Source organism: Arthrobacter sp. Dra40 (assembly GCF_059091905.1).
This window is the reverse complement of the sequence record NZ_JBNHHB010000178.1, coordinates 1-10,703: the sequence shown is the minus strand read 5'-3', so window position 1 is coordinate 10,703 and position 10,703 is coordinate 1. Positions and strand designations below refer to the sequence as shown.

The 10,703-nt window shown below is 64.9% G+C and carries 9 protein-coding genes; 5 read left to right on the top strand and 4 right to left on the bottom strand.

Annotated elements, in window-relative coordinates:
- The 4 genes from AC5RWT_RS29905 to AC5RWT_RS29890 all read right to left on the bottom strand — a co-directional run.
- Nucleotides 1-574 (bottom strand): dynamin family protein (locus tag AC5RWT_RS29905; protein WP_494083377.1); only part of this gene is annotated, 574 nt, incomplete at its 3' end.
- Nucleotides 575-686: 112 nt separating this feature from the next.
- Nucleotides 687-1,874, bottom strand: a complete 1,188-nt coding sequence (locus tag AC5RWT_RS29900) for an IniB N-terminal domain-containing protein (protein WP_494083376.1) — start codon at nt 1,872-1,874, stop codon at nt 687-689.
- A gap of 207 nt (nt 1,875-2,081) precedes the next feature.
- A complete protein-coding gene (locus tag AC5RWT_RS29895; protein ID WP_494083375.1) occupies nt 2,082-4,688 on the bottom strand; it encodes a LuxR C-terminal-related transcriptional regulator in 2,607 nt (868 codons plus the stop codon).
- The gene (locus AC5RWT_RS29890) at nt 4,685-6,565 is read right to left on the bottom strand and encodes an Hsp70 family protein (RefSeq protein ID WP_494083374.1); all 1,881 of its coding nucleotides are present in this window, start codon (nt 6,563-6,565) and stop codon (nt 4,685-4,687) included. Before AC5RWT_RS29890 ends, AC5RWT_RS29895 begins: the two co-directional genes overlap by 4 nt.
- A 589-nt stretch (nt 6,566-7,154) precedes the next feature.
- On the opposite strand from AC5RWT_RS29890, the gene AC5RWT_RS29885 reads away from it, so the two are divergent.
- From AC5RWT_RS29885 to AC5RWT_RS29865, 5 genes are all read left to right on the top strand, one after another.
- Nucleotides 7,155-7,733: a DUF1697 domain-containing protein gene (locus tag AC5RWT_RS29885; protein WP_494083373.1), complete on the top strand. Its 579-nt coding sequence runs from the start codon at nt 7,155-7,157 to the stop codon at nt 7,731-7,733.
- A gap of 156 nt (nt 7,734-7,889) precedes the next feature.
- On the top strand, nt 7,890-8,153 hold the full coding sequence (locus AC5RWT_RS29880; RefSeq protein WP_494083372.1) for a PLDc N-terminal domain-containing protein: 264 nt from the start codon (nt 7,890-7,892) through the stop codon (nt 8,151-8,153).
- A gap of 112 nt (nt 8,154-8,265) precedes the next feature.
- The gene (locus AC5RWT_RS29875) at nt 8,266-9,249 is read left to right on the top strand and encodes a 2-hydroxyacid dehydrogenase (protein ID WP_494083371.1); all 984 of its coding nucleotides are present in this window, start codon (nt 8,266-8,268) and stop codon (nt 9,247-9,249) included.
- A gap of 108 nt (nt 9,250-9,357) precedes the next feature.
- Entirely contained in the window at nt 9,358-10,491 is a 1,134-nt protein-coding gene (locus tag AC5RWT_RS29870) for an L-talarate/galactarate dehydratase (protein WP_494083370.1), read from the top strand.
- An 83-nt stretch (nt 10,492-10,574) separates the two neighbouring features.
- On the top strand, nt 10,575-10,703 hold a 129-nt coding region (locus tag AC5RWT_RS29865; RefSeq protein ID WP_494083378.1), incomplete at its 3' end, for a GntR family transcriptional regulator.

Here is a 10,703-nt window from a genome sequence, read left to right as displayed (position 1 = left end):
ACCTGATTTCGGGTTCGGTGAACTCCTGCGAGGCATCGGAGACCAGCAGCATGGCGTCGGCGGTAGGCAACGCTGTCAGGGTGGTCAGGGAGTGGGCCGAGTCCAATCCCCCGACACCCGGGGAATCGACCAGGGCAAGTCCGCCGGTTAGCACCTTGCGGGGCAGAAAGACCTCCGCGGCCGCCAGCCCGCGCTCATTTCCCGGATTCCCCCGTTCCGAGACGTGCTCGGCGAGTTCCTGAAGGGCAATTGGACGGCGCTCCAGTTCAACGTCCCCCTCGGCCGCGGCGGCGTTCCCCTTCGGCACGAGGATCACGGCCGAGGCGGTTTCGCCGTGCTTCACCACAGTTGGCACCGAGGTGGCGACGTCGTCGTCAATAGGACAGACAGGTGCATGAACCAGCGCATTGATGAGCTGACTCTTGCCCTGCTTGAATTCGCCGACGACGATCACCCGGGTGCTCGGATCAAGCAATCGGCTGCGGGTTTGTTCCAGTCGCCGCTGCAAGTCCGCGCGCTCGCCCTTCCTGGCCAGTGCCAGGCCCTGGTCCACCAGCTTGACGAGTTCGACCACCGTACCCCTTTCAAAGCTCCGGCCATGCGGCCGGACCGCGACACCGTCCAGCAGGAGGTCCCCCGGCCTCCTGCTGGACAGTTGATCTGTCGTAATTCAGATATCAGATCGGTTACTCGGCGGTCTCTTCGGCGACCACTACGTTGTCTTCGATTTCCAGCTCGCTGTCCGCCACGATGACGGAGTCGTTGACCGAGTTGTCGTTGAACGAATCCTCGACGTCGATCTGGGCGTCCACCTGCACGTCCGTGTTCGTGGAGTTGTCGTTGAACGAATCCTCGACCTCGACCTCTTTGTTGAAGGAATCCTCCACGTTGATCTCCGTGGTATCGCCGTTGAACGAGTCGTCGATGTCCACGTTCGTGGAATTGTCGGACGAGTAATCCTTCGAGTTGTCGGAGTTGTCGTTGAACGAGTCGTCCACGTCGATGTCCACGTCAGTAGTGGAGTTGTCGGAGTTGTCCACCGAGTTGTCGGAGTTGTCGTTGAACGAATCCTCCACGTCGACGTCCAGGTCGAGGTCCGTGTTGTAGGAGTCGTCGTTGTAGGAGTCCTCGACGGAGTTGTCGGTATCCCCGACGGTAACGTCGCCATCAACATCGCCAGTCGTCACGGTGGTGGAATTGTCGGTGGAGTTATCCTCCGAATTGTCCTCGGAGTTGTCCAAGGTGGCGTCCCCGCCGGCAGCAACCGAGCCGTCGCCCGAGGCGATCACGGCGTCGTTGTCGAACCACTGGTTGACGTCACCGTCGGCCCAGATGTTCTGGTTGACTGACTGGTCAGTGATGGTGTCGCGGTCGTCCACCGTGGACGTGTACGAGTAGTTGTTCACGATGTGCGTCAACTGCTGGACGGCGTGGGCGTGGTCGTCGCCGCCATGACCGCCGCCGCCGTGGCCCCCGCCACCATGACCGCCACCGCCGTGGCCCCCGCCACCATGACCGCCACCGCCGTGGCCCCCGCCACCGTGCCCTCCGCCGCCATGCCCCATGCCGCCGTCGTTGCCCCAACCACCGTTACCCCAACTGCCGTTGCCGGAGTTATCACTGGACCAGTCTCCGGTGTCGCCACCTGAGTGGTTGCCGCCGGTGTTGTACTCGCGGTCAAAGGACGACCTGGCGTCCACCGGAGCGTAATCGAGGATGACCGGCATGATGGCGTCGACGTCATCGGCGCACACGTCGCCCAGACCGGCCTCGGCCAAGGCGCCCTCCGGGTCATCCTGGAACTCGGCCGCAGCGCGCGGATCACGGAGCAGGTTCATAATGAATTCAAGAAGAGAGCTTGCAAGCGTAGGCATTGTGTGAATCCCCATTCGTTTCCTACTGGTCTGGCCAAACTATGGATGGTGGCCCGCCCAGCTGAGTTGCTGGGCTTGGTTCAAAGCTACGGTCGGGGTGCTGCTGCCGGCATCGGGGGTTCCTCCCCCGCGACCCTGCCCTTGCAGGGGGTTCGCGGTGTCCGGGGACTAGGTAGGGACGGGTCCCCGGCTTGACCATGCGCGGAATTATGGTCCCTGAGAGCTGTCGTCCCCGAGCACAAGCCGTAACTTGGTCAGCAGCTCCGAGCGGTTTGCGGCCCCTAACCGGCGGCGAATACGGGCAATGTGGTGCTCTGCGGTCCGCGGCGAGATGAAAATAGCTGCGCCGATCTCCCGGTAGGTCTTGCCCTCCAGGACGAGCCGGGCAACCTCACGCTCCCGCTCGCTCAGTACAGGGCTTTCCGGCCCAGGCGTGCCTCCCGCTGGAACCGTCATCCGCCCCACCTGCCCCGCGGCGGCCGGCTCAGCCGGCGGCGCATCCATGGTTCGTGCCTCCATCGTCCCCCGCGTTCCGGGATGCAGGTCCCTGGCACAGGCCAACAGACGGCTCATGTCCTTACGTTCGTCCGCATGCGCTGCCGCGTGTCCGGCGAGCCGCGCCCCGTCCCAGGTGAGGCCGACGGACGCCAGCGCCCGGGCGGATTCTTCGACAACGCGCGACTCGATCCTGCCAGCCAGCACCGAGACCCAGGTTCGGCCGGCACCTGCAAGCACAGCCGCCAAGTGGTACGTCCCCGAAGCCCTGACCAGCGCCGAGGCATGGGGCGCGAGTTCGCGGGGCTTGTCCGCCAAGATAGCTGCCTGCACGGCGTACCAATGCAACGAAGTGGACCACAACGCTGGTTCACCGAGCTTCCCCAGCAGTGCCCATGCTTCGGTCAGATGCTGTTGAAGCCGTGCGGAATCGCGCAGGCGGGCAGCTGCTACTGCGAGTTCCCCCAACGGCAAGAGGTTGTAAAGGTCGACGGCGACGTGCAGCACGCGACCCCGGGCGCGTTCCCACGCCCGCACCAGGCCGGCTGTGTCATCGGTTCGGCGCGCCAGCCCCACCTGCAAGGCATCCAGCAACAATTGATCCCGCGGCGTGGGACGTATTCCGCTGGCCGTCGCTTCGGCAATGGCTGCCCCCGCGGTGTCCGGGTGGTCCTGCAACATGGCAACCCAGGCGCGCAGGAGGAGTAGCCTCAGGCGGGCGGCCGGACCTCCTTGGCCTCCGGACAGCGCATCGTCGAGGACCGACTCCGCAACGGAGAGCTCCCCGCTGTGCAGCGCGACCACCGCTGCAAGGGCTGCCGGGCTATCCGGCAGCGGAATGGCGGCCCCGGAGGCGGTCAGCATGTCGGATGCCCGCACCAGCGCCGGAAGTGCTTGGTCGAAGTGCTCGCCGATGGACGCGGCAATACCTTGGCCCATCAGCGACACGGCAACGTTGGTCAGTGTTGGAGAGTTGTCGTCCCGGCCGCTGCCGTTGAGCAGACCTAGGGCGGAGCCCGCCTCACCCGTTCCGATCATGACGACGGCGGCGAGCGCCGCGGACGTGTCTGTAGCAGGAGATCCGAGCCATCGGTAGACCTGGGCGCTGCGGGCCATCAAGCCCCGCTGCGCCCACAATGACGCTGCAACATGTGCGGTGCGAGGTTTGTCCGGTGCCTCCCGCCGGGCCAGGAGCGGATCGAGAATCCGGCCCGCCGCTTCCAGGTCTCCGGTCACCAAGGCCGCCTGAGCGCGGCGCGAGGCTGTTGCCGCACCGTCGGCGCCGGCAGCAACCGCTTCACCGTAGAGTGCTGCCGCCAACTGCGGCTCGGTAGCCAGAGCATCGTCACCCGCCGTTTCAAGGGCCGCCGCCACCCGCGGGTCCTGGAACCCGCTCTGTGCCAGAGCACGGGCAACCGCAGTGAGCGCCGGAGCACTGCTGTCGGAGAAGCAATCTGCCAAGGAGTGCTGGACCGCCCGCACTTGATGCGGCGGTGTGCAGTGCAGCAGAACGCTGCGCATCAGCGGAACAAGATTCCCTTCTGGCAGGATCAGTCCTGCCGCCGCCGCCTGCGACATGAGGGGGGCGATCCCGCCCGGCAGCGCCTGCAGTCCGGAAGGAACCGGGCCTGCCGGATCGAAACCGACCGCAAGGGCCACCAGCAACTCGCGCAGTTCCGGCTCCAGTCGTTCGACTTCATAACCCACGTGGTTCGTGAGGGCACTGAACCTGACCGGATCGGTTGGAAGATGGCGGCCATCGTCGCCGATTTCTTCCAACACATGCTGGACCAACCAGGGCATACCGCCGGTGAGCTCGAAAATTCGGTCCAAGCTAGCGCCCGGCAGCGGACGGGATCGGGTAGCCGCGGCATGAACGGCGATCTCGTCCCGGGTCCAAGGCCCCAGCAAGACGGGCCTCCGGTGTGACTCAAGCACTGCTGTCAGCCGTTTCAACGCGGGCAGCTGCGGCCACGTCCGGAACGCCATCACAAGGTTCACACCCTGCCCGTCCACCAATTGATGGACACGCTCCAGCTCGGTTTCCGAGAGCTGATGAGCGTCGTCGATCAACACGGTGGCGCCCTCTTCCACCGTGTCCTGCCCAAGTGCCTGCTTGCCCGAGCGGACGGGGATCCCTGCCTCCCCATAGGCGGCCGCCAAGTTCTCTAGCAGAATGCTCTTGCCCGAACCTCCAGCCCCGGACACTGTGGCTACCAGACGTGCCGTCGGTTCCGCAGTAGCTTCCGCCACCAGCTGTGCAGCCTCCCGGTTGACCAACCGCCTGCCCTCGGGCTGGGCCGGAACCACTGCCGTCATGCCCCCGCCGGAGAAGGCGGTTCGGTTGGATCAGCCGAGGGAGCAGATGTCTGGGCCGGATCCACCGCAGCCGGTGCGGTCGGCTCCTCCGTCGGCGGAGGCTCAACAGCTGCCGTCTCCGGTGGGGTAAACGAGGGCTCAGGTTCAGGTGCAGGAGGAGGCTCGACCGGCGGTGGCTCCGCCGGATCCGGCACAGGCTCGATAGTCGGTTGCTGAGGGACCGTCGGCTGCGGATTGGCAGGGGACGGTTCGGGAACGGAGCCAGGCGGCGGCGTTCCTGGCGCCGCGGGGCCACCGGTGCCCGGGGTCGGTGTGTTGGCGCCGTTATCCCTAGCCGACCCTGAAGCCTGCCCTGAACCGCCGTCGGTTGATGACGTGCTGCCGGTACCCGTCGCCGGCTTCCCGTTCGGCGCCGTCGTTGATCCGCCCGTCGCTGTATCCTGCGTGGAACCTGCGGAACCCGCGGACCCTGGGGAGCCGTCTCCACCGGGTGCTGCCGTGTCCGTGGATTTCGCCGCGGAATTGTCCCAGGAGACCACGGGACTCAGGCCAAGCGGCGCCGGGTCCGCTGCCATCACCGAATTGGCCGGTCCGGCTCCTTCACGCGCTTGAGTTGCTCCATCCGGAACGTACGCGTTCCGTTCTCCGGTGCTCCCTTGGGCAACTCCTGACAATGAGCCAAACAGGCCGAATTCGTGGGGGCTTTGGGCGGCCGTTGCGGTCAGCACGGTAAGCGCCGCCGCCGCCACTGCTACAGCCGCGGCCCGCATGGCCAGGACTGGTTTCCGGGCGCCCTCGGCGCCATCGGCTGCGGGCGCGGCGTGTGGATGAAGGTGAGACGGTGCCACGGCACTGGTGGTCACATGAATAGACAGCTCCGGCTCGCGTTCCACGGCATCGTCCGGAACAGAAGCAAAGTAATTCCGGGCCGCGAAGTACGCGGCACCCAGGCTGATCGATGCCTTGGGATCCGCGTCTACGGCGATGGGGCGACCTAGCTCCGCGGACAGCGATTGAGCAACCAGCGGGATGCGGGACGAGCCGCCCGTCAACAGGACTGCTTTCAAATCGTCGGCTGCAACTTCGGCTGATTCGAGAGCCCGGCGGAGGGAGCCGATCGTGTCCCCCACCAGCTGGGAAATCATGCCCTCAAACTCCGCCCGCACTAGGCGGATTCCGGTCTGCAGCTCCGGCAACAAAACCGGGATCGTGGCCTCGGAATCAACTGACAGGGCTTCTTTGGCTTCGACGCACTCGCGCCGGATCCGGTCCAGTGCCACCCGCGCTTGCTCTGTGCTGGGGTCCACACCGCTGAGCCCGCCGTCCAGGCTTTCAACCACATGGCCAAAGACGAGGTCGTCGACGTCCGCACCACCGACCCGCTCCAGACCTTCAGGTCTGCCCAACAGCGTGAACGAGGACGCGTCGTTTTTGTGCAGCACGGCAGCGTCAAAGGTCCCGCCGCCGAAATCATAAACTGCGATCAAGCTGCCTTCGCTGACCCGCGTTTGCGAGGCGTAATGCAGCGCTGCCGCTTCCGGCTCACTGAGCAGGATGGCGTCTGCCAACCCCACGCCGGCCAGAGCACGGCGGATGAGTCCGGTTTTATAATCACCCCAGCTGGCCGGATGGGAGACCACAACGCTTTCCGGCAGTTCGCCCTCGCGTTCCTGCGTTCGGTCGGCAACCCACCGCACCACCGTTGCGAAAATATCCTCAGGTGGGACGAACAGATCCCCCACCATGATCGGCACTGAATCACCGATGCGCCGCTTGAATTCACGGACCACACGGTCAGGCGAACCAATGGCCCGTCGTTCAGCCGCCTCCCCCACCAGGACGGCGCCGTCGGCCCCCACATAAATGACCGACGGCACGGCCGCGGCCCGCGCACCCAGATTTACAGTTTGCGGCTGTTGAACCTTTCGATCTTCACCCCCAAAGCGCGCAATCGCTGCTGCCGTGAAACTTGTTCCGACATCGACACTTAGTACATAAGCCATGAATCCCCCAAGGTACGTCCAGCAAAGGAACGTCCCCCACCGCTCTTCATCGTGTCTCCAGAGCCATGCTCTGCTTCCCCACTGGCCGGGCGGTGTCTATCCATCCGGCCCTTATGCAGCCATTGGTGGAGCTCTGCGGATGACGACTCTTCAGCAACCCGGCACAGTGCCCCGGCAATGATCCGGCGTCCTCATTGGATGCCGTCCCGTTGCATTCAGCGTAGGAGTGGTCCGAGGGTAAGACAAGGGAGCGATTCCGACCCTTTGGTCCGGGAAAGGGCAGGCCACCTTTGGTTAATGGTTTACCAATATGAGTAGTTTGACCGCGCCCCTGTAAGCCTTCCGTGGTACATATGCGCTCAGTCGAATTCTGGTTGGCCGGAGTCCTGCGGCGCAAAACGGCCAATAGATCACACCTGCCGCATACAATGAAAAACGTGATTCCATCAGCCCCCCAAGCGCTGTGAAAAATATTTCCAAAGGTCCCGCCTGCATCCGGCCTCTTGCGGTGTTTTTGCGGGGCATAAACGTCGGCGGTATCCGCATCGCGATGAAAGATCTGCAGCGGGTTCTCACTGAGGCAGGCTTCGTTCACGTGAAGACTGTGCTCGCCTCGGGCAACGTAGTGCTGTGTGCCGACAAAACTGACCTCGGCGCGGTCAAGGAGAGCATCCAGGCAGCCCTGCGGACTGCTTTCGGCTACGACGCATGGGTGATAGTCAAGACGCCGCAGGAAGTCGCGGCCATCATCGGCGGCTACCCGTTCACCCCAGCCGAGGACGGCGCTCCGCGGCATGCCTACGCGGTACTCACCACGGGTGAAGACGTCGTGAAACTCCTACTCGAGGACTGTCCCGGGCTCTCACCAGAAGAACGCGCTGTCTCAGGGGGCGATGTCCTGTATTGGGAAGTTCCTATAGGCAGCACACTGGAGTCGAACCTGGCCAAGCACATGGCCAAAGCCAAGTACAAGCCCTTGATCACCACCAGGAACCTCAACACGATGCATAAGGTACTGGCGCAGTTCCCGCCGGAAGGTTAGGAGGCCGCGGCGCCTGATACCCGGGAGGAGCGGCACCGCCCCGAAGTCATCCTGCCGGTGGATGGCGGCGGCAACGGTGCGATTCTAGACTCATGATGTTGCGGCGTGGGCGCCGCCGGTCAGCCGGGTTTGTGACCACACAGGGAGGGGGAGCCTATGCTGTTCGATTCAGTCATCTGGATTTCGGCTGCAGTATGCGCCGGGCCCTTCGCCGTGCTTCTGGCGGCCGGCGCCCTGGTCAGCATCCGGCGAAGCAGCCGACGGCGCGCAGCGAAAGCAGGATGGTTTTTGGTGGTGCTTGTACTGCCCCTTCTTGGTCCACTGGTCTGGTTCCTGACAGCCTCGCGCTGGGCGGCTCCTCGTTCGATTCAGCCCGAAAACGGTTCCGTACATCAGAGGGCAGCACCGCCGGGGCCCTGACCCTTGGAGGGCTCCACTATTTCCGGACAGGTCGTGGTCCATGCCCTGACGGCATGGGTCCATGCCATCTGCGTGTTGGACGCGAATCCGCGGAGTTCTTACTGTTTCAGTCATGACCACCCACACAGCGGCGCACGCCCCCAGAACCCCACCCATCAGCGGCGAGCAGATCCTCCAGGTGGGTCCGGTGAACCCCGCGGTCGCCGCAGCCTTGGCCAATGAATTCGGCGCACTGATGCTCCCGGACGGGCCGGAGCGAGGGACATTCCTGCAACAACACGCCAGCAGGATCCGAGTCGCCGTCTGTTCCGGACGTGTTGGGGTAGATGCCGGCCTGATGCGCCAACTCGAGAACCTCGAAGCAATCGTAAACTTCGGTGTGGGCTACGATGCCACCGACGTTGTCCAAGCGAACGAACGCGGAATCCTGATCAGCAATACTCCGGACGTGCTGACTGACTGCGTGGCTGACACCGCGCTGGCGCTGTACTTGGGTGCACTGCGTCGGATCAGCGCGGCCGACCGTTTCGTTCGCCGCGGCGAGTGGGCAACGTCCTCCTTTCCCCTGACAACCCGCGCCTCCGGGAAGACGGTAGGCATTCTGGGCCTGGGACGCATCGGCGAGGCCATCGCGAAGCGGCTGGAAGCCTTCGACTGCCGCATCCACTACCACAACCGCAAACCCCTCGAAGGCTCCGCCTACACCTACCATGCCTCACCGGCAGAACTGGCCGAAGCCGTCCAGGTACTGGTCGTCGCCGTGACCGGCGGCCCGGGGACCGCCGGGCTTGTGGACGCCGGGGTGCTGGCCAGGCTCGGCGCCGATGGCTACCTCATCAACATCGCCCGCGGCACAGTCGTGGACGAGCAAGCCTTGGTGTCCGCTTTGGCTGGCGGGCGGCTGGCCGGCGCCGGACTGGACGTCTTTGCCGATGAACCGCACGTGCCGGCCGGCCTGATGGAACTGGAAAACGTCGTCCTGCTGCCCCACGTGGGCAGCGGCACCCGCGAGACGCGCGCCGAGATGGCCGCAGTGACGCTCGAAAACCTGCGCAGCTACCTCCGGTGCGGCTCCCTGCTCACTCCCGTGGATTAGCACGTTACGCTTCGTCAGCCCGATCTGTCCGGCCCGGCTCGGTCCTTGTATAACAAGTACCGAGCTTATAGTATTTCTTAACCAGCCCCTCCCGCTTTAAGGACCGCCGTGCCCTACACGCCTGATGCCATCCGGCATGTCAAACTCTCAACTGCCAGGCTGCCGCTGGCCACCCCTATCTCCGATGCCAAAGTCTTCACCGGGCGGCAAAAGCCGATGACCGAAGTGGTGCTCCTCTTTGCCGAGATCACGTCTGAACGAGGCCACGAGGGAGTTGGTTTCAGCTACTCCAAGCGGGCCGGCGGCCCGGCCCAGTACGCCCACGCCAAGGAAGTCGCCGAGACGATGATCGGCGAGGACCCCAACGACATCGCCAAGCTGTACAACAAGCTGTTGTGGGCCGGCGCGTCGGTGGGCCGCTCCGGCGTCGCTACCCAGGCCATCGCCGCTCTCGACATCGCGCTATACGACCTCAAGGCCAAGCGGGCAGCTTTGCCGCTGGCCAAGTTCCTGGGCGCCCACCGCGACTCCGTCCGCACGTACAACACGTCCGGCGGCTTCCTCAACGCCTCCATTGACGAGGTCAAGGACCGTGCCGCCCGATCCCTTGCCGAAGGCATCGGCGGCATCAAGATCAAGGTCGGCTTGCCGGACTCAACCGAGGATCTGCGCCGCGTCGCCGCTGTCCGCGAGCACATTGGCGACGGCGTACCGCTCATGGTGGACGCAAACCAGCAGTGGGACCGCGCCACCGCGCTCCGGATGGGCCGCCGTCTGGAGCAGTTCGACCTGGTCTGGATCGAAGAACCGCTGGATGCCTACGACGCCGAAGGCCACGCCGCGTTGGCTGCCGCGCTGGACACCCCGATTGCCACCGGCGAGATGCTTGCCTCGGTGGCCGAACACGAACGCCTGATCACCGCCCGCGCGTGCGACATCATCCAGCCCGACGCCCCCCGGGTCGGCGGCATCACGCAGTTCCTGCGCCTCGCCACGCTGGCGGACCAGGCCGGACTGGATCTGGCACCGCACTTCGCGATGGAGATCCACCTCCACCTGGCCGCCGCCTACCCGCGTGAACCGTGGGTAGAGCATTTCGACTGGCTCGATCCGCTGTTCAATGAACGCCTCGAGACCCGCGACGGCCGCATGATCGTGCCTGACCGCCCGGGCCTGGGCTTCACGTTGAGTGACCAGGCCCGCGCCTGGACGACGGACAGCGTGGAGTTCGGCCTCGCCTAACCGCGCCGCGTCTTGGCCCCATGACGACGGCAGTGCTCCGTACCGCCGTCGTTCCCCCACCTGTCCCAGAGAAAACGGGAGCGATGAAACCGAACCTAACGGCCACCCTGGTTGATGACCTGCGCCGGCGCATTGTCGACGGCGACATCGCTCCCGGCGACAAATTACCCAGCGAGAACACGCTGATCGCAGAGCACGGCGTGAGCCGCACC